General features: G+C 75.6%; 13 protein-coding genes and 1 pseudogene. 4 read left to right on the top strand and 10 right to left on the bottom strand.

What is annotated here, in order from left to right:
- The first annotated feature begins 7 nt into the window (after nt 1–7).
- Complete coding sequence (locus ACFT41_RS24385; protein WP_377587408.1) at nt 8–1,252, top strand: bifunctional pyridoxamine 5'-phosphate oxidase family protein/GNAT family N-acetyltransferase; 1,245 nt, start codon at nt 8–10, stop codon at nt 1,250–1,252.
- Complete coding sequence (gene leuE, locus ACFT41_RS24380) at nt 1,249–1,917, top strand: leucine efflux protein LeuE (RefSeq protein ID WP_377587407.1); 669 nt, start codon at nt 1,249–1,251, stop codon at nt 1,915–1,917. Before ACFT41_RS24385 ends, leuE begins: the two co-directional genes overlap by 4 nt.
- Nucleotides 1,918–1,927: 10 nt before the next feature.
- On the opposite strand, the gene ACFT41_RS24375 is transcribed toward leuE, so the two are convergent.
- From ACFT41_RS24375 to ACFT41_RS24335, 9 genes and pseudogenes are all read right to left on the bottom strand, one after another.
- Nucleotides 1,928–2,857, bottom strand: coding sequence for a sporulation protein (locus tag ACFT41_RS24375; RefSeq protein WP_377587406.1), 930 nt, complete (start codon nt 2,855–2,857; stop codon nt 1,928–1,930).
- A gap of 151 nt (nt 2,858–3,008) precedes the next feature.
- Nucleotides 3,009–4,076 (bottom strand): hemolysin family protein, encoded by a 1,068-nt coding sequence (locus ACFT41_RS24370; RefSeq protein WP_377587405.1) that lies wholly within the window; start codon nt 4,074–4,076, stop codon nt 3,009–3,011.
- A 125-nt stretch (nt 4,077–4,201) separates the two neighbouring features.
- A pseudogene (locus tag ACFT41_RS24365) lies at nt 4,202–5,524 on the bottom strand (hemolysin family protein); the annotation flags it as partial.
- A gap of 178 nt (nt 5,525–5,702) precedes the next feature.
- Nucleotides 5,703–6,035: a monovalent cation/H(+) antiporter subunit G gene (gene mnhG / locus ACFT41_RS24360; RefSeq protein WP_377587415.1), complete on the bottom strand. Its 333-nt coding sequence runs from the start codon at nt 6,033–6,035 to the stop codon at nt 5,703–5,705.
- A gap of 2 nt (nt 6,036–6,037) precedes the next feature.
- Nucleotides 6,038–6,301 carry a monovalent cation/H+ antiporter complex subunit F gene (locus ACFT41_RS24355; protein ID WP_377587404.1) on the bottom strand — a complete coding sequence of 88 codons (264 nt, stop codon included), beginning with the start codon at nt 6,299–6,301 and terminating at the stop codon, nt 6,038–6,040.
- Nucleotides 6,298–6,933 carry a Na+/H+ antiporter subunit E gene (locus tag ACFT41_RS24350; RefSeq protein ID WP_377587403.1) on the bottom strand — a complete coding sequence of 212 codons (636 nt, stop codon included), beginning with the start codon at nt 6,931–6,933 and terminating at the stop codon, nt 6,298–6,300. The genes ACFT41_RS24355 and ACFT41_RS24350 overlap by 4 nt, the downstream gene beginning before the upstream one ends.
- Nucleotides 6,930–8,444 carry a Na+/H+ antiporter subunit D gene (locus ACFT41_RS24345; protein WP_377587402.1) on the bottom strand — a complete coding sequence of 505 codons (1,515 nt, stop codon included), beginning with the start codon at nt 8,442–8,444 and terminating at the stop codon, nt 6,930–6,932. The genes ACFT41_RS24350 and ACFT41_RS24345 overlap by 4 nt, the downstream gene beginning before the upstream one ends.
- Nucleotides 8,441–8,914, bottom strand: coding sequence for a Na(+)/H(+) antiporter subunit C (locus tag ACFT41_RS24340; protein ID WP_377587401.1), 474 nt, complete (start codon nt 8,912–8,914; stop codon nt 8,441–8,443). Before ACFT41_RS24340 ends, ACFT41_RS24345 begins: the two co-directional genes overlap by 4 nt.
- Nucleotides 8,911–11,754, bottom strand: coding sequence for a Na+/H+ antiporter subunit A (locus ACFT41_RS24335; protein WP_377587400.1), 2,844 nt, complete (start codon nt 11,752–11,754; stop codon nt 8,911–8,913). Before ACFT41_RS24335 ends, ACFT41_RS24340 begins: the two co-directional genes overlap by 4 nt.
- 173 nt (nt 11,755–11,927) lie before the next feature.
- On the opposite strand from ACFT41_RS24335, the gene ACFT41_RS24330 reads away from it, so the two are divergent.
- Nucleotides 11,928–13,526 (top strand): DUF4139 domain-containing protein, encoded by a 1,599-nt coding sequence (locus ACFT41_RS24330; RefSeq protein WP_377587399.1) that lies wholly within the window; start codon nt 11,928–11,930, stop codon nt 13,524–13,526.
- Nucleotides 13,527–13,563: 37 nt separating this feature from the next.
- Here the strand turns inward: ACFT41_RS24330 and ACFT41_RS24325 are convergent, their stop codons facing one another.
- Nucleotides 13,564–13,911 carry a hypothetical protein gene (locus tag ACFT41_RS24325; protein ID WP_377587398.1) on the bottom strand — a complete coding sequence of 116 codons (348 nt, stop codon included), beginning with the start codon at nt 13,909–13,911 and terminating at the stop codon, nt 13,564–13,566.
- A gap of 185 nt (nt 13,912–14,096) precedes the next feature.
- Between ACFT41_RS24325 and ACFT41_RS24320 the strand changes: the two genes are divergently transcribed.
- On the top strand, nt 14,097–18,803 hold the full coding sequence (locus ACFT41_RS24320; RefSeq protein WP_377614001.1) for an ATP-dependent helicase: 4,707 nt from the start codon (nt 14,097–14,099) through the stop codon (nt 18,801–18,803).
- Nucleotides 18,804–18,918 lie beyond the last annotated feature (115 nt).

Raw genomic sequence — 18,918 nt, 5'->3', positions numbered from 1 at the left:
TCCTCGCATGTACCCACCCACCCCCCGGACCACCGCCAACCGTGGACGCGACCGGATGAGCTACGACCGGGCCGCCGCGCACGCCGTGCTCGACGAGGCGTACCACTGCGCGCTCGCGTTCACCGCCGACGGCGAGCCCCGGGTGCTGCCCACCCTGCACGTCCGCGTCGGCGACACGCTCTACCTGCACGGCTCCACCGGCAGCCGGCCGCTGCTCGCCGCCCGGGGCGACGGCCTGCCGGTCTGCGTGGCGGTCACCCTGCTCGACGGGCTGATCTTCGGCCGCTCCCAGTTCCACCACAGCGCCAACTACCGGTCGGTGGTCGCGCACGGCACCGCGCACCTGGTCACCGACGACGGCGAGAAGGCCGCCGCGCTGACCGCCCTGGTGGAGAAGGCCGCCGCCGGACGCAGCGCCGACAGCCGCCCGCCGAGCCGCCGCGAACTCGCCGAGACCGCCGTGCTGGCGCTGCCCCTGCGGGAGGTGTCCGTCCGCGCCCGCACCGGCGGCGTCCGCGACGAACCCGGCGACCACGACCTGCCGTACTGGGCCGGGGTGGTGCCGCTGCGGCTGGCCGCCGGGCGGCCCGACCCGGACGCGGGGGTGACCGCGCCGCTGCCGGCGTACCTGCGGCCGGACCGCTCGCCCTGGCTGGAGCCGGCCGTGCTGCGGGGCGCGCACGTCGTCCTCGAACCACTGGACCTTGCGCACGCCGACGATCTGCACGCCGCCACCGCCGACCCGCAGGTGTGGCAGCACCTGGGCAGCCATCAGCCCGCCGACCCGGCCGGCACGGCCGAGACGATCCGCGCCGCCCTCGACGCCCACCACCGCGGCGATCGGGTGCCGTGGGTGCAGCGGTGCGCCGCTACCGGGGCGGTCGTCGGCACCACGTCGTACTACGAGGTCGACCCCGAACGCCGGGCGGTCGCCATCGGCTACACCCACCTGGGCCGGCCCTGGTGGCGTACCGGCATCAACACCGAGGCGAAGCTGCTGCTGCTCACCCGCGCCTTCGAGGAGCTGGGCGCGGTGCGGGTGGTCTGGCACACCGACATCCGCAACGAACGCTCCCAGCGGGCCATCGAGCGGCTCGGCGCCACCCGCGAGGGGGTGCTGCGCCGGCACCGCCTCCGCCCCGACGGCTCCTGGCGGGACACCGTGCAGTACTCGATGACCGACGAGCAGTGGCCGAACGCACAGGTCAGGCTGCGGGAACGGCTTCTCCCCGGGCCGGTGCCGGCGCGATGATGGCGGGCGTGCTGGGCATCACCGACATCTGGACGTACGTGCTGGGAACCGTGGCGATCATCCTGCTCCCCGGGCCCAACTCCCTCTTCGTGCTCTCCACCGCCGCCAAGCGCGGGGTACGCGCCGGCTACCGCGCCGCCGGCGGGGTCTTCCTCGGCGACGCGGCGCTGATGACGCTCTCCGCCGCCGGGGTGGCGTCGCTGCTCAAGGCGTACCCGCCGCTGTTCGTGGTGGTGAAGTACGCGGGCGCGGCGTACCTCGGTTGGGTCGGGCTGACCATGCTGCGCGGCGCCTGGCGGCGCTGGCGGGACCGCAACGACCCCGCCACGCCGCGCCTGATCGACGCCGCCGAGCCGGCGGAGCTGCGCAGCCCGTTCCGGCGGGCGCTGGTGATCAGCCTGCTCAACCCGAAGGCGATCCTGTTCTTCGTCTCGTTCTTCATCCAGTTCGTCGACCCCGGGTACGCCTGGCCGGCGCTGTCGTTCCTGCTGCTCGGGCTGATCGCCCAGGTCACCAGCGCGCTGTACCTGACCGCGCTGATCTTCGCGGGCACGTTCCTGGCGGCGCAGTTCCGGCAGCGGCGGCGGCTGGCCGCCGGGGCGACCACGGGGGTCGCGGCGATCTTCCTCGGCTTCAGCGTCAAGCTCGCCACCGCCTCGGTGTAGCTGGCGGGCATCAGGTGCCGTCGCCGCCTCCACCGCCCCCGCCGATGCCCGCGCCACCGGCGGTGCCGCCGAGGCCGTAACCGGGGTGGACCGGCTGGTCCGGGGGGCGGCTGACGTGCGCCGACTCGGTGATCCCGGCAGACCAGTCGGCGTGCGCCGCCGCTGCGGCGTGCCGGTTGATCGCGTGTCGCAGCCAGCCGTTCACCACCGTGACCCAGTCGACCCGGTCCGCGTCGACGTGCCAGACCCGGAACCGGCTGATGCTCTGGTGGGTGACACCGGCGAGGGAGAGCCGGCGGTCGGCCCACAGGAGCACCTCCAGGCCGGCCGCGTTCGCCACGAAGATCACCTCCAACTCGGTGATCGGCCCGGCGTACAGCGGGGCCACCCACCAGCCGAGCCGCTGGTGCAGCGGAAGCGCCTGCTCCACCCCGGGCAGCCGGCCGTCGACCAGGCCGGCCTGGCGCATGCTGAAGCCGAGCGCGTCCAGCGCGGCGAGGACGTGCTGCTGGGCAGGCAGGGGATGCACGAAGATCGGCACCAGCGCGCCCTGGTCCAGGTCCACATCGAGGGACGCCTCCGTGCGCAGCCCCATCCGTAGGCTCATCAGCGGCACCCCGCCGAAGATCGTCACCGGGGTCTCCCAGGGCAGCGGCACGGCGAAGTCGACCGCCCGCCGCCGCCCGGCCGGCACCACGAACCCGCCCGCGATCGTCACCCGGTGAAACTGGACGAGCCGCCGGGGCGCGCCCGGGTCGTCCGGCTCGACCTGGCTGACCAGGCCGAGCCGGAGCTGCCGGACCGGCACGTCGTCCGGCCCGGCGCGCAGGGTGACCCGGCCGGGCAGCCGCAGCCCGGGACGGGTGCTCGGGTTGGGCAGCGTGGTCCGCACCGACAGCCCGGTCCAGCCGGACTCCGGCGACACCCCGGTCAGCCGCACGGCGCTTCCTCCGTACCCCCTCGGTGGTGGCACGGCTTTCCCAGCCGGCGGCCGGACAGTCCTGCCCGACCGGCGCGGACGCCGGGACCGGCCCGGTGGCGCCGGGCCGGCCGCGCGGGCGTCAGCGCATCCGACGCGCCGGGCCGGGACGTCAGCGCATCCGGCGGCCCCGGGGCACCGGGTCGGTCTCGTCGTCGAACTCGCCGATGATTTCCTCCAGCAGGTCCTCCAGCGCCACGAACCCGATCGGGCGGGTCGGGCCGCCGCCGTTGCGGACCAGGGCGAGCTGGACCTGCCGGCCCTTCATCGCGGCCACGGCCTCCGTCACCGACGCGGACGCCGGCAGCGTGAACGCGTCGCTCATCAGCTCCCCGGCGGTGGCCGCCCGGCCGGTCGTGGTGACCCGCACGGCCTCCCGGACGTGCACCAGGCCGCACACCTCGCCGCCGGCGTCCAGCACGGCCAGCCGGGACCGGCCGCTGCCGCGGGACACCTCCTCGACCCGCTCGGCCGGGTCGTCGCGGCCGACCGTGACGATCCGGTCGAAGGGCTCCATCACCTGGGCGACCGTGGTGCCCTGGAGCTCCAGCATGCTGGTGAGCATCCGGTGCTGCTCCGCGCCGAGCAGCCCGTGCTCGCGGGACTGCTCCAGCAGGATCCGCAGCTCGGCGGGGCCGTGCACCTGGGCGAGCTGGTCCTGCGGGCGCACCCGCACCAGCCGCAGCATCGCGTTGGCCAGCGCGTTCAACGCCGACAGGACCGGCCGGGCCACCCGGGCGAACGCCCGGAACGGCAGCGCCAGCAGGGTCGCCGACCGCTCCGCGTCGGTGATCGCCCACGACTTCGGAGCCATCTCGCCGACCACCAGGTGCAGGAAGGTGACCAGGCCCAGGGCGAAGACCAGCGCCACGACGTGGCTCGCCGCAGCCGGCAGGCCCACGGCGTGCAGCAGCGGGCTGAGCAGATGCTCGATCGCCGGCTCGGCCAGCGCGCCGAGCCCCAGGGTGCACAGCGTGATGCCGAGCTGCGCGCCGGCCAGCATCAGGGACAACTCGCGCACACCGTCCAGCGCCGCGCGGGCCCCCCGGCCGCCGCCGGTCGCGACGGCCTGCTCCAGCCGGTACCGCTTGCTGGCCACCAGCGCGAACTCGGCGGCCACGAAGAACCCGTTCAACGCCAGCAGCACGACGGAGACGACGAGGGCGACACCCGGACTCATGCCGCTTCCTCCCCGCCCTGGGCGCGACCCGGGGCACCGCCCGGCCCCCGGCCCGCGGCACCACCCTGCGCGCGACCCGCGGCACCGCCTGACGCGCGACCCGCGGCGATGTCGGCGGTGCCGCCCGCGAGCCGGAGCCGGACCGAGTCGGCGACGTGCCGGTCCACCGCGAGCACCTCGACCAGGGCGCGCGCCCCGGTCGCGGCGTCGCCGTCGACGGGGAGCGCGATCTCCAGCCGGTCACCCACCTCGGGCACCCGGCCCAGCTCCCGCATGACCAGCCCGGACACGGTGTCGTACTCGGGTGCCTCGGGCAGCTCGATGCCGGTGCTGTCGGCGACCTCGTCGATCCGCCAGCGCGCCGGCACCACCCAGGACCCGTCGTCCTGCCGGGCCGGTGCCCGATCCGGCGGGTCGTCCTCGTCGCGGATCGGGCCCACCAGCTCCTCGGCCAGGTCCTCCAGCGTGATCACGCCGGCGAACCCGCCGTACTCGTCGACCACGCAGGCGAGCTGCCGGTAGCCGGACCGGAGCCGGTCCAGCACCGTCGGCAGCGGCAGCGTCTCGGGCACCAACAACGGGGGTACGGCCACCGCGCTGACCGGGGTCGTCGCGCGCTCGGCCGGGGGCACCGACAGCACGTCGGCGATGCCGACGACGCCGGCCAGGTCGTCGACGCCCTCGGCACCGCGTACGGGGAAACGGGAATGCCCGGTGTCGAGCAGCTCCACCACCCGGCTCAGCGGCTCGTAGGCCCGGACGGTGTGCACGTCGACCCGGGGCACCATGGCTTCCCCGGCGGTCAGCTCCCGGAAGTCGAGCCCCCGATCGAGCAGGTCGGACATCTCGGCGTCGAGGTGCCCCTCCTCGCGGGACTCGGCGATGATCTGCCCCAGGTCCTCCGGGGTGGCCCCGCTGGGCAGCTCCTCGATCGGCTCGATGCCGAACCGACGCAGCAGCCGTACGGCGGCCCTGTCGAACAGGGTGATCACGGGCCCGGCGACCTTCAGGTAGATCAGGGTGGACCGGCTCAGCGCCCGGGCCAGCGGCTCGGCGCGGGCGATGGCGAAGTTCTTCGGGGCCAGCTCGCCGAGGACCATCTGCACGATGGTCGCGATGACCAGCGCCAGCGCGACCGACAGCGGCAGGGCGACCGTCGTGGAGACCCCGGCCACGCCGAGCAGCTCGGCCAGCCCCGCGCCCAGGTACGGCTCGGCCACGTAACCGACCAGCAGCGCGGTCACGGTGATGCCGAGCTGCGCTCCGGAGAGCATGAACGAGAGCCGGCCGGTGACCTCCAGGGCCCGGGCGGCGGCCTGGTCGCCGTCGTCGGCGAGCTGCCGGAGCCGGCCCCGGTCCACGGCGACGTAGCCGAACTCCTGAGCCACGAAGTAGCCGGTGGCGGCGGTGAGAAGGATGATGAGGACGAGTCCGACGACGATCAACACGGGTCGCTCAGGGCTCCCGGGGTCGTCGGAACGGGAAGATGCCGGGCACGACCCGGCTGGCTACTGCTGCCCTCCTGGGCAGAAGAGTCGATCATGCTGCCCATTTTATCGGCGTCGGCTGAACGTCCGCTGAAGGAGCACGGAAGGCGGTGCGCACGTGTCAACAAGGGGCCCTTCCTTACCCCCCGTCGGCGAGGTCGTCGGCGTCGAGGAGGGAGCGGTCGACCCGGCCCGAGCGGTATGCGGCACGGCCCACCATCTGGGCCGCCACCGGCGCGGTGGCCAGTTGGACGACCGCCACCAGCACGATCATGCCGACGTCGTCGGGGGTACGCAGCCGCAGCGCCACCCCGGCGAGCAGCAGCAGTATGCCGAGCACCTGCGGCTTGGTGGCCGCGTGCATCCGGTCGAGCACGTCCGGGAAGCGCAGCACGCCGATCCCGGCGGCGAGGCTGAGCAGTCCCCCGGCGACCAGGCAACCGGCACCCAGCCAGTCGGCCACGACACCCACGCTCACGGCTCCTCCCGGACGGCGAAGCGAACCAGGGCCACCGCGCCGACGAAGCCGAGCAGGGAGAGCACCACGAGCACGGGCAGGGTGGTGGCGTGCCGGTTGACCGCCGCCTCGGCCCCGACCGCGCCGGTCATCGTGTTGAGCAGGACGTCGGCTGCGATCACGCGGTCCAGCAGCGACGGTCCTCGGTACATCCGGGCCAGCGCCAGCAGCGCGGTGACCGACAGGAGCACGGTGAGCACGGTGGCGAGGACGACGGTCACTGGTCGGCCCCCCTTTCATCGGGACGTTCGGGGGCGGTGAGGAGGCGGAGTTCGGCGGCGGAGCCGATCGCGCGGACGATCCGGGCCTCGGTGGCGAGGACGCGGTCGCGGCTGCCGGTCAGGTCCTCCGGTCCGCGTACGTCGAGCACGTGCACGTAGAGCAGGCCCTGTTCCCGGTCCACCTCGATGATCAGGGTGCCGGGCACCAGCGAGATCGCCTCGGCCGTGAGCGCCAGGTTCAGGTCGGTGCGCACGCGCAGCCGTACCGCGATGATCGCGCCCCGGGGCCGGCAGCCCGGCTGCACCGCGATCCGGGCCACGTGGATGCTGGCGCCGACCAGCTCGGTGACGAACCGGCCGGCCAGTTCCGGCAGCGCCCGCAGGCGCAGCCGGCCGCCGAAGGTGACCGGCGGCAACGGGAAGAACAGCAGCACCGCCCCGCTGACGAGCAGCCCGCCGAACAGGTTGCCCCAGGAGAACCGCCCCCAGAGCAGGCACCAGATCAGCACCATCCAGGCCAGCGCCAGCAGCCGGTCCCGCCAGCGGCCGAGCCGGGCGCGTACCCGGGTGACCGGGGCGTCGGGGTCGACCACCCGTTCACGGCGCCGGCCCCCGGCTGCCGGCCCGGTCACGGCGCACCGCCGGGGAGGACGGCGCGCACGTACGGGGTGCGGGCGCGCAGGTCGGTCGCCGCATCGGTGGTCACCCCGAACAGCGGGCCGGCGGCCACGGTGAGCAGCAGGCCCAGCGCGACGAGGGCCGTGGTGGCGCCGACCATCAGGGTGGGCAGCCGGCCCGGCGGGTCGGCGGCGACCAGCCGGGGCTCCCGCCAGAACGCGATGTTCCACACCCGGGACGCGGCGTAGAGGGTGAGCAGGCTGGTGGCGGTGCCGGCGGCGACCAGCGCCCAGGGCAGTGCGCCGCCGGCGCCGACTCCGGCCTGGAGCAGGCCCAGCTTGCCGAGGAACCCGGACAGCGGCGGGATCCCGGCGAGGTTCATCGCCGGCACGAAGAAGAGCACCCCGAGTGTCGGGGCCACCCGGGCCAGCCCGCCGAGCCGGCGCAGGTCGGTGCTGCCGGCCCGCGCCTCGACCAGCCCGGCGACCAGGAACAGGGTGGTCTGGATGGTGATGTGGTGGACCACGTAGAAGATCGCCCCGGACAGGCCGGCGATGCTGCTCAACGCCACCCCGAAGATCATGTAGCCGATGTGACTGACCAGGGTGAACGAGAAGAGCCGCTTCATGTCGGACTGGGCGACCGCGCCGAGGATGCCGACCACCATGGTCAGCCCGGCCACCACCATCAGCAGCCCGTTGACGCCGCCGCCGGGGAAGAGCAGCGTCTCGGTGCGGATGATCGCGTACACGCCGACCTTGGTGAGCAGGCCCGCGAAGACCGCGGTGACGGGCGCGGGCGCGGTCGGGTAGCTGTCCGGCAGCCAGGCCGAGAGCGGGAACACCGCCGCCTTGATCCCGAACGCGAGCAGCAGGGTGAGCTGGAGGGCCAGCCGTACGTCGTCGGGTAGCGCGTCGAGCCGCCCGGCGAGCTGGGCCATGTTGAGGGTGCCGGTGGCGGCGTACACGAGGCCCACCCCGGCCAGGAAGATCATCGACGACAGGATGCTGACCACCACGTACGTCGACCCGGTCCGGATCCGGCTCTCGGTGCCGCCGAGCGTGATCAGCACGAAGCTCGCGGCCAGCAGGATCTCGAAGCCGACGAAGAGGTTGAACAGGTCGCCGGCGAGGAAGGCGTTGGTGACGCCGGCGGTGAGCACCAGGTAGGTGGGGTGGTAGATGGTGACGGGGGCGGACTCGCCGATGTCGCCCCGGCCCTGCCCGATCGAGTAGAGCAGCACGCACAGCGTCACGGCCGCGGAGACCACCAGCATCAGCGCGGCGAGCTGGTCGGCGACCAGCACGATCCCCACCGGCGGGGGCCAGCCACCGATGCGCACCACCACCGGCCCGTCCCGGTACGCCTCGACGAGCAGCGCCACGGCGACCACCATCTTGACGGTCAGCACGACCACGCTGACGGTGCGCTGGAGCCGGGGCCGGTTGGCCAGCAGCAGGGTGAGGGCGGCGCCCAGCAGCGGCACCACCACCGGCAGCGGAACGAGCCAGGCGTACCCCGTCACGGCGTCTCCCCCCGGTGCTGCCGGCGCAGGTGCGGCTCCGGGTCGACCTGTTCCGGGTCGCCGTCGGGGCCCTCGCCGCCGAGGTCGGGCGCGGGCAGCTCGTTGCGGGTGGCCAACTCGGCGACCTGGCGGTCCTCCAGGTCGTCCTGAACTTCGTCGTTGCCGGTCAGGTACCAGTTGCGATACGCGACCGCGAGCAGGAACGCGGTGAGCCCGAAGGTGATCACGATGGCGGTGAGGACCATCGCCTGCGGCAGCGGGTCGCTCATCCGGTCGACCGGCGCGGTGCCGACCACTGGCGCCTCCCCGGACCGGCCGCCGAGCAGGATCAGCAGGTTGACCCCGTTGCCGAGCAGGATGACGCCGAGCAGGATCCGGGTCAGGCTGCGTTCCAGCAGCAGGGTGACGCCGGTGCCGGCGAGCACCCCGACGACGACGATGAGCACCAGGGTCGGCCCGGTCCCGCTCACGGTCGCCGCCCCCGCGGGTCGACGATCAGCCCGCGCTCGGTCTTGCCGGCCGCCTCGATGTGCCGGTCGACCTCGGCGCCGAGGCTGCGCAGGATGTCCAGCACCAGGCCGATCACGATCAGGTACACCCCGATGTCGAAGAAGAGCGACGTGACGACGTAGAAGTCGCCGATGCCGGGCAGCCACAGGTCGAGCTTCGCGCTCTGGAGCACGGATCCGCTGACGACGAGGGCGGTCGCGCCGGTACCGACCGACACCGCCAGGCCGACCCCGAGGACCGTGCCGGCGGCGACGGGGGCCGCCTCGGCCAGCTCGTACCGGCCGCCGGCGAGGTAGCGCACGGCCACGGCGAGGCTGGCGACCAGGCCGCCGGAGAAGCCGCCGCCGGGGGCGTTGTGGCCGGAGAAGAGCAGGAACAGGGAGAACAGCACGATGGTGTGGAAGAGCAGCCGGGTGACCACCTCGAAGACGATGGACCGGCGGCGCTCGGCGAGGGTGGGGCCGCCGCGCAGCCACACCGGCCGCTGCGGCCCCCGCTGCGGGGAGCGCTCGGGGTGGCGGGGGCGGCGGGGCCGTGGGCCGGTGCGGGAGCGCTGGAAGATCAGGCTGGCCACCCCGGTCGCGGTCACCACGAGCACGGAGATCTCGCCCATGGTGTCCCAGGCCCGGATGTCGACCAGGGTCACGTTGACCACGTTGCGGCCGTACCCTTGGCTGACCGCGAGGTCGGGGAAGGCCAGCGAGATCGGCGGCGCGGTGCGGGCGCCGACCGCGACCAGGCAGAGCCCGGCGAGGACGACCCCGACGGCGGTCCCGACGGACCGGCGCACCCACCGGCTGCGGCGCAGCGGGCGGGTGGAGAACCGGTCGGGCAGCCGGCGCAGCACCAGCACGAAGATCACGATGGTCGCCGTCTCCACCAGGAACTGGGTCAGCGCCAGGTCGGGCGCGCCGTGCAGGACGAACATCATCGCGATGCCGTAGCCGGTGACCCCCACCAGCAGCATCGCGGTGAGCCGGCGGCGGGCGCCGACGGCGAGCAGCGCGGCCACCGCCGTCACCACGCCGACGACCAGTTGCAGCGGGGTGTCCCACAGCGCGACCCGCTGCCGCCACGGGCCGGCGGCCAGCATCGCCCCGCCGGGCACGACGACGAGGACCAGCAGGATCGTGCCGAGGTACTGCGGCAGGGAGCCGCGCTGGGTGGCGCTGGTGACCTCGATGGCGAGCCGGTCGAAGCGGTGGGTCAGCCACTCGTACCCCTGCGCGCCGCCCACGGGCGCGCGCACCCGGGCCAGCACGGGGGCGAGCGGGCCGCGCAGCGCGAACAGCGCCGCGCCACCGGTGAGGGCCAGGGCGGACAGGCCGAGCGGCAGGGTCGGCCCGTGCCAGAGCGCGAGGTGCTCGGGCACCGGGCCGAAGAGTTCGGCGTACGGGCGCAGCAGCGCGCCCAGCGGGCCGGCGAGCAGCCCGACGGCCAGCCCGGCGGCGGCCAGCAGGGCGGGCGGCCCCAGCATCGCGGCGGGGACGGGCTCCGGCTCGGTCCGTTCGGAGTGCGGGCGCGAGCCGAACGCGCCCCAGACGAAGCGGGCCGTGTACGCGACGGTGAGCACCGTGCCGGCGACGAGCCCCGCGAGGACCAGCGGCTGGTCGGTGAACGCGGCGAGGACGGCCTCCTTGGCGACGAAGCCGACCAGCGGGGGCAGCCCGGCCATCGAGGCGGCAGCCAGCACCCCGACGGCGGCCAGCAGCGGGGCCCGCCGCCCGAGCCCCGACAGTTCCCGCAGGTCGCGGGTGCCGGTGGTGTGGTCGATCGCGCCGACGACGAGGAAGAGGGCCGCCTTGAACAGGGCGTGCGCGAGCAGCATCGCCGTGCCCGCCAGGGCGGCTTTCGGGGTGCCCGCGCCGAGCGCCACGGTGAGCAGGCCGAGCTGGCTGACCGTGCCGTACGCCAGCAGCAGCTTCAGGTCGCACTGGCGCAGCGCGGCCCAGCCGGCGGCCAGCATGGTGAGCAGCCCGGCGGTGATCGTCACGGGCCGCCACGGGCCGGCGGTGGCCAGCACGGGGGCGAGCAGGCCGAGCAGGTAGACGCCGGCCTTCACCATCGCCGCCGCGTGCAGGTACGCGCTGACCGGCGTCGGCGCGGCCATCGCCTGCGGCAGCCAGCCGCTGAACGGCAGGACCGCCGACTTGGCCAGCGCCCCGGCCAGCACCAGCAGCACGGCGGTGACCAGGTAGCCACCGGCCGGCAGCCCGGCCCCGGCGAGTTCCGACCAGCGGTACCCGCCCGCGTGCCGGCCGAGCATCAGGAACCCGACCAGCATCGCCAGCCCGCCGAACGTGGTCACGGTGAGCGCCTGCGCCGCCGCCCACCGGCTGGCGCGCCGCGTGGCGCTGTGCCCGATCAGCAGGTAGGAGAAGATCGTGGTCAGCTCCCAGAAGACGTAGAGCAGCAGCAGGTCGTCGGCGAGGACGAGGCCGAGCATCGCGCCGGCGAAGGCGACCAGCACGGCCGCGAACCGGGCCAGCCCGACCGATCCGGCGGCGAAGTAGCGCGCGCAGTAGACCAGCACGAGCGCGCCGACGCCGCCGACGAGCAGGGTCATCAGCCAGGACAGGGTGGTCAGCCGTAGCGCCAGCTCCAGGCGCAGGTGCGGCACCCAGGGGTACGTCTCGACGACCGCGCCGCCGTCGCGCACCGCGGGCGTACGGGCCACGGCCCAGCCGAACGCGGCGGCCGGGGCGAGCGCGAGGGGGTAGCAGGCGCGCGGACCCCACCACCGGACCAGCAGCGGCGCGACGAGCGCCGCCACCAGGTGGAGGATCAGCAGTACGAGCACCCGCGCTCCCGGTCGAGGTGGCAGCAGCGCACCCGAGGGAGACGCCTATCAGCGATCAGACGCCAGTTTCTGGCCCGATGGGCCGTTTTGCCGGAATTCTCCGGGGTGGGCGGCGGGCGAGCCCCGCTTCGGCCCACCGGACCCGCGAGCGCTGCCCGGCTATCCTCGCCGCCGTGAACCCCGTGGAGATCGAAGCACCCGTCGTCGGCGTCACCGTCTATCCGGACCGGGCCCGGGTCACCCGCCGGGGCACAGCTCGGCTGGCCGCCGGTGAGCACCGGGTACGGGTCGCCCCGTTGCCGCTGGGCCTGCACCGGGACTCGTTGCGGGTCGGCGGCCGGGGCGCGGCGACCGTGCTCGGCGTGGACGTGACCACGTGGCGGCAGGCCCGCAGCGCCGACGGTCAGGTGCGCGAGCTGGAGGAACGCAGCCGGGAGCTGGCCGGCGAGCTGGCCGCGGTCGACGACGCGTACGCGGTCGAGGCGCAGCGGGGGCAGTTCCTCGCCGGGCTGGCCGAGCGGGCCGGCGGCACGTACGCCCGCGCGCTCGCCGCCGGTGACGCCGATCCGGCCGACGTGGTCACCTTCGCCGACTCGGTGGCCGGGCAGCTCGCCGACTCCCACGGCCGGCGGCGGGAGTTGACCCGGCGACGTACGGAGCTGACCGAGGACCTGGCGGCGGTGCAGCGGCAGCTGGAGGCCGCGCACGGCAAGCGGGAGCCGGACCGGCTGGCCGCCGAGGTTACCGTGTCGGTGGACGTCGACGACGCCGAGCTGGACCTGGAGCTGACCTACCTGGTCGACGGGGCCCGTTGGCAGCCCTCCTACGACCTGCGGCTGGTCGACGACACGGTGACCGTGACCTGGTTCGGCCTGGTCAGTCAGGACACCGGCGAGGACTGGCCGGAGTGCGTACTCCAGCTCTCGACGGCCCGTCCGGCGGCGGCGACCGGCGTGCCGGAGCTGTCGCCCTGGTATCTGGACCGGGTCCGGCCGATGCCGCGGGCGGCCATGCCGGCGGCGAGCTTCGGCGCGGCGCCGGCGCCCGCGCCGCCCAGCGGGCCGGCGTTCGAGGCCGCCGCGGTGGGCGGGGCGGCCCGGGGCGGCCCGCCGCAGCCCAGGGTGCGGGAGAGCGTGGCCACGGTCGAGCAGGGGGTCAGCGCGGCCACCTACCGGCCGGCCCGCCCGGTGGCGGTGCCGGCGGACGGCACCGCGTACCGGGCCACGATCGCCGTGCTGGAGCTGCCGGCGCGGCTGGACCACGTGACCGTGCCGGTACGCGCGGCCGAGGCGCACCTGCGGGCGACGGTGCGCAACACCTCGGCGCACACGCTGCTCCCCGGCCCGGCGGCGGTCTTCCACGGCGCCGACTTCGTGGCGGCCACCCGGCTGCCGACGTGGGCGCCCGGCGAGGAGACGGAGCTGGCGCTCGGCGTGGACGACCGGGTGCGGGTGGAGCGGAAGCTGGGCCGGCGGGCCGACACCCGCGCCACGCTCGGCTCGACCCGGCGACGGGACGTGGAGTATCGGATCGCCGTGGCCAACCACACGCCCCGGGCGGCGACGGTGGAGGTGCGCGACCAGTTGCCGGTGTCCCGCGACGAGGCGGTGGTCGTGCGGGAGGCCACGATCGCCCCGCCGCCGGCCGAGCGCACCGAGCTGGGCGAGCTGACCTGGCGGCTGCGGCTCGAACCGGGCGGGAGCGGCGAGATCACCATGGGCTTCCGGGTCGAGCTCGCCAAGGGGGTGGAGCTGGCCGGCTGGCGGGAGTGACCCATGCGCCCGGCCCGGTGCGCCAGCCGGGCCGGGATCACACCAGCAGGTCGCGGCGGGTCTCCACGAGCAGGTCGGGGCGGTCGAGCTGGAGGACGACCTTGTTGACCACGCGCTGGGCGGCGGCGAGGGAGCGCACGGAGAGCAGCCGCCCCCGGCTTTCCCGGCGCAGGACGAAGAAGTGGACGGCGGCGCGGACCTGTCCCCGGTCGGCCGCGCTGGACTGGGCGGTCTGCCGGACCAGCTCGCGCAGGCAGACCGCGAGCCGCTCGGCGAGCTCCAGCTCGGGGCCGTGCAGGCCGGCACGGAGTGCGGCAAGATGGCTGTCGACCTTACGGATGAGCACGTCGGTGCCCGAACCGGCACCCCGCTCCTCGACGGCCATCCGCCCTCCTCCACAGTTCACTTCCGTGAAGTTACTTTAGGTTGCAGCACAAGAGCAAGCAGTTAAGTAAGACTTAACGGAATAAAGCCCCATTGCACCCCCAAACCGGCCGACAGGCGCTCCGGGTGCGCCGGGGCGCGGGGCCACCGGTCCGGCCCGCGCGGATGTCCCACCCCCGAGGCAGGATGGACGGCGTGGCGGAGGTGACGGCCGGTTTCGGCGCGGCGGAGGCGGCCTGGGTGCTGGCGGGGTTCGGCCCGGCGACCCGGGAGTGGTTCTCGGCGGCCTTCGCGACGCCCACCCCCGCCCAGATCGGCGCCTGGCGGTCGGTGGCGGCCCGGCGCAACGCCCTGGTCGTCGCGCCCACCGGCTCCGGCAAGACCCTTGCGGCGTTCCTCTGGTCGCTGGACCGGCTGGCCGGCTCGCCGCCGCCGGCCGAGCCCCGGCAGCGCTGCCGGGTGCTCTACGTCAGCCCGCTCAAGGCCCTCGCCGTCGACGTCGAACGCAACCTGCGCGCGCCCCTGGCCGGCATCCGGCAGGCCGCCGCCCGGCTCGGCGTCGCCCCGCCGGAGATCACCGTCGGGATGCGCACCGGCGACACCCCCGCCGACGAGCGGCGGGCCTTCGCCCGCACCCCGCCGGACATCCTCATCACCACCCCCGAGTCGCTGTTCCTGCTGCTCACCTCCGCCGCGCGGGACTCGCTGCGCGGGGTCGAGACGGTCATCGTCGACGAGGTGCACGCGGTCGCCGGGACGAAGCGGGGCGCGCACCTGGCGCTCTCCCTGGAACGCCTCGACGAGCTGCTGCCCGCCCCCGCCCAGCGCATCGGCCTGTCCGCCACCGTCCGGCCGATCGACGCGTGCGCCCGGTTCCTCGGCGGGGCCCGCCCGGTCGACGTGGTGCAGCCGCCCAGCGGCAAGAGCATCGAGGTCAGCGTCGAGGTGCCGGTGGAGGACATGACCCGGCTCGACGAACAGGAGCCGCCGCCCGACGACCTGGGCCGCCCCGGCCCGCGCCGGGCCTCGATCTGGCCCGCCGTCGAGGAGCGGGTGTTCGCACTGGTCCGGGCACACCGGTCGACCATCGTCTTCACCAACTCCCGGCGCAGCGCCGAGCGGCTCTGCGCCCGGCTCAACGAGCTGGCCACAGCGGAGCTGGCCGGCACGGGGCCGACCGACGTGGGGCAGGCCGGCGCGGGGTGGGCCGACGCGGGGTGGGCCGACGCGGGGCCGGGTCTCGTGCCCCCGGGCGGCTCGCCCGCCCGGCTGCCGGCCGAGGTGATGGCCCAGGCGGGGGCGGCGGCCGGTGCCGCCCCGGTGGTCGCCCGCGCCCACCACGGCAGCGTCTCGCGCTCCGAGCGCAAGCACATCGAGGAGGCCCTCAAGTCCGGCCAGCTCCCGGCCGTGGTGGCCACCTCCAGCCTGGAGCTGGGCATCGACATGGGCGCGGTCGACCTGGTGGTGCAGATCGCCGCCCCGCCCAGCGTCGCCGCCGGCCTGCAACGCGTCGGCCGGGCCGGGCACCAGGTCGGCGCGGTGTCCCGGGGCGTGGTCTTCCCCACGCACCGGGGCGACCTGCTCGCCTGCACCGTCGTCGCCGAGCGGATGGCCGCCGGGGCCATCGAGGAGCTGCACCACCCGCGCAACCCCCTCGACGTGCTGGCCCAGCAGATCGTCGCGATGGTGGCCCTCGAACCGTGGCGGGTCGGCGACCTGGCCGTCGTGGTCCGCCGGGCCGCGCCCTTCGCCGAGCTGCCCGACTCCGCGCTGCACGCCGTGCTGGACATGCTCTCCGGCCGCTACCCGTCGACCGCGTTCGCGGAGCTGCGGCCCCGGCTGGTCTGGGACCGCACCGCCGACGTGCTCACCGGCCGGCCCGGCGCGCAGCGGCTCGCCGTCACCAGCGGCGGCACCATCCCCGACCGGGGCCTGTTCGGCGTCTTCCTCGCCGGGGCTGAGCGGGCCGCCCGGGTCGGCGAGCTGGACGAGGAGATGGTCTACGAGTCGCGGGTCGGCGACGTCTTCCTGCTCGGCTCGTCGTCCTGGCGGATCGAGGACATCACCCCCGACCGGGTGCTGGTCTCCCCCGCCCCCGGCCAGGCCGCCCGGATGCCGTTCTGGAAGGGCGACCAGCTCGGCCGCCCGGTCGAGCTGGGCCGGGCCATCGGCGCGCGGGTGCGGGCCCTGCTGCGCCACGGCGACGAGGCTGCGGTGGCCGCGCTGCGCGCCGGCGGGCTGGACGACTGGGCCGCCGGCAACCTGATGGCACACCTGCGGGAGCAGCAGGCCGCGACCCGGTCCCTGCCCGACGACCGCACGGTGCTGGTCGAACGGTTCCGCGACGAGCTGGGCGACTGGCGGCTCGCCGTGCACAGCGTGCTCGGCGCCCGCGTCAACGGCCCGTGGGCGCTGGCCATCGGCCGCCGGCTCGCCGAGCGGTACGGCGTGGACGCGCAGGTCATGCCGTCCGACGACGGGATCGTGGTGCGGCTGCCCGACACCGCCGACGAGCCGCCCGGCGCCGACGTGGTGGTCTTCGACCCCGACGAGATCGCCCAACTCGTCGAGGAGTCCGTCGGCACGTCCGCGCTGTTCGCGTCCCGGTTCCGGGAGTGCGCGGCCCGGTCGCTGCTGCTGCCCCGCCGCGACCCGCGCCGCCGCCAGCCGCTGTGGCAGCAGCGCCAGCGGGCCGCCCAGCTGCTCGATGTGGCCCGCGAGTACGCCGACTTCCCGGTCACCCTGGAGGCCGCCCGGGAGTGCCTCCAGGACGTCTTCGACCAGCCGGCCCTGGCCGAGCTGATGCGCGACCTGACCGCCCGCAAGGTGCGCCTGGTGGAGGTCGAGACCGACCGGCCGTCGCCGTTCGCCCGCGCGCTGCTGTTCGGCTACGTGGGGGCGTTCCTCTACGAGGGCGACGCCCCCCTCGCCGAGCGGCGGGCCGCCGCCCTGGCGCTGGACTCGGCGCTGCTCGGCGAGCTGCTCGGCCGGGTCGACCTGCGGGAGCTGCTCGACCCGGCGGTGCTCGCCGAGACCGATCGGCAGCTGCGCTGGCTGACCGGGCAGCGCCGGCCCCGCGACGCGGAAGACGTTGTCGAGCTGCTCCGCACCGTCGGCGACCTGTCGGAGGCGGAGCTGGCCGAGCGGGGCGTGCCCGTCGACTGGCTCACCGCCCTGGCGGCGGCCCGCCGGGTGCTGCGCGTGCGGGTCGCCGGCGAGGAGCGCTGGGTCGTCGTCGAGGACGCCGCCCGGCTGCGCGACGCCCTCGGCGTGGCCCTGCCGGTCGGGGTCGCCGAGGCACACCTCGTCCCCGTGGCCGACCCGCTCGGCGACCTGGTCGCCCGGTACGCCCGCACCCACGGCCCGTTCGCCGCCGCCACCTGCGCCGCCCGCTTCGGGCTCGGCGTGGCCGTCGTCGAGCAGGAGCTACGCCGGCTCGCCGCCGCCGGGCGGGTCGTCTCCGGCGAGTTCACCCCCGACACCGTGGGCACCCAGTGGTGCGACGCCGAGGTGCTGCGGCTGCTGCGCCGCCGCTCCCTCGCGGCGCTTCGCCGGGAGATCGAGCCGGTGCCGCCGAGGGCCCTGGCCGCGTTCCTGCCCCGCTGGCAGCAGGTCGGCTCGTCGGCCCGGGGCGTGCAGGCCGTCGTCGCCGCCGTCGAGCAGTTGCAGGGGGCGGCCGTGCCGGCGTCCGCGCTGGAACGCCTCGTGCTGCCCGGCCGGGTCGCCGACTACTCCCCCGCCCAGCTCGACGAGCTGTGTGCCTCCGGGGAGGTGCTGTGGGCGGGGTCCGGGGCGATCTCCGGCGGCGACGGCTGGGTCACCCTCGCGTACGCCGACGCCGCGCCGCTGCTGCTCCCGCCGCCCGATGACGCGTCGACCCGTACCCCGTTGCACGACGCCGTGCTCGACGCGCTCGGCGACGGGCAGGCGCTGTTCTTCCGGTCGCTGTCCGACCGGGTCGGCTGCGCCGACGACGTAGCGCTGACCGCCGCGATCTGGGACCTGGTGTGGGCCGGGCACCTCACCAACGACACCCTCGCCCCGCTGCGGGCGGCGCTCGGCGGCGGCGGGGCGCACCGGTCCCGGCCGGCCGCGCCGCGCACCCGGCTGCGCCGCCCCGGCCGGGTGGCGCTGCCCAGCCGCAGCGGCCCGCCCACGGTGGCGGGCCGCTGGTCCCGGCTGCCGGAACGCGACCTCGACCCGACCCGGCGGGCCGCCGCCCTCGCCGACGTGCTGCTGGAGCGGCACGGTGTGGTCACCCGGGGCGCGGTCGTCGCCGAGCAGGTGACCGGCGGCTTCGCGGCCGTCTACCCGGTGCTGTCGGCACTGGAGGAGCGCGGGGCGGCCCGGCGGGGCTACTTCGTGGAGGGGCTGGGCGCGGCCCAGTTCGCGGTGCCCGGTGCGGTCGACCGGCTCCGAGCCCTCGCCGACCCGGCCGGCAGCCGTGGGGGCGGGAGCAACCAGGAGGGTGGCGGCGGGGCGGCCGGCAGCCGTGGCGGTCGCGCGGCGCTCGTCCTCGCCGCCACCGACCCGGCCAACCCGTACGGCGCAGCGCTGCCCTGGCCCGAGCGGGCGGTCGACTCCGGCGAGGGCGCCGCCCCGGCGAGCGGGCACCGGGCCGGCCGCAAGGCGGGCGCGCTGGTGGTGCTCGTCGGCGGCGACCTGGTGCTCTACGTCGAGCGGGGCGGTCGGACGATCCTCTCCTTCGCCGACGATCCCGACGCCCTCGCGGCGGCCGGCAGGGCGCTCGCCGCCACGGTGCACACCGGCGCGCTCGGCGCGATCTCGGTGGAGCGGGCCGACGGGGAGGCCGTCTCGGCGTCCCCGCTGCGCGACGCGCTGACCGCCGCCGGGTTCCGGGCCACCCCGCGCGGCCTGCGCCTGCGCGGCTGACCGTGAACCCGGCGACGCCTGCGCGGCTGACCGTGAACCCGGCACGGCCGGCCCGGCGGATCGAGACGCCGGGCCGGCCGCCGTCAACCGCGATGCGCCCAAGGGAGGCCCTTCA

It is taken from the genome of Micromonospora sp. NPDC057141 (assembly GCF_042670805.1).
Lineage (GTDB): Bacteria > Actinomycetota > Actinomycetes > Mycobacteriales > Micromonosporaceae > Micromonospora.
This window is presented reverse-complemented; position numbering and strand designations above follow the sequence as displayed.